The sequence below is a fragment of the Arenibacter algicola genome (assembly GCF_018860365.1).
Lineage (GTDB): Bacteria > Bacteroidota > Bacteroidia > Flavobacteriales > Flavobacteriaceae > Arenibacter > Arenibacter algicola_B.
Genome location: NZ_JAHKPO010000005.1, coordinates 1 through 251, shown reverse-complemented (window position 1 = coordinate 251; position 251 = coordinate 1). Strand labels below are relative to the sequence as shown.

The following is a 251-nucleotide window of genomic DNA, read 5'->3' as shown; positions in this document are numbered from 1 at the left end:
ATGTTTGTAATGTCGGCCCAGTCATGTGTTATCGTAGTATTATCCAAGGCAAATACTGTTCCCGTAAGTGTCAATCCTGCCCCTGCGGAGTAGGTTGTATCGTTATCCGTGTTATCCGCGAAGCCGGCCGGTACGTTGATCAGTGTTGTCCAATCAGGCGTTATGGATGATCCATCGAATGCGAATGTAGTTCCCGTAAGCGTTAATCCTGCCCCTGCGGTATAGGTGGTATCATCGTCCCCATCGGCAAT

General features: G+C 49.4%; 1 protein-coding gene. It reads right to left on the bottom strand.

Going from position 1 to position 251, the window contains the following annotated elements; all coding sequences use genetic code 11:
- A partial coding sequence (locus KO529_RS06560; protein WP_215947136.1) for a hypothetical protein occupies window positions 1-251 on the bottom strand: 251 nt, incomplete at both ends.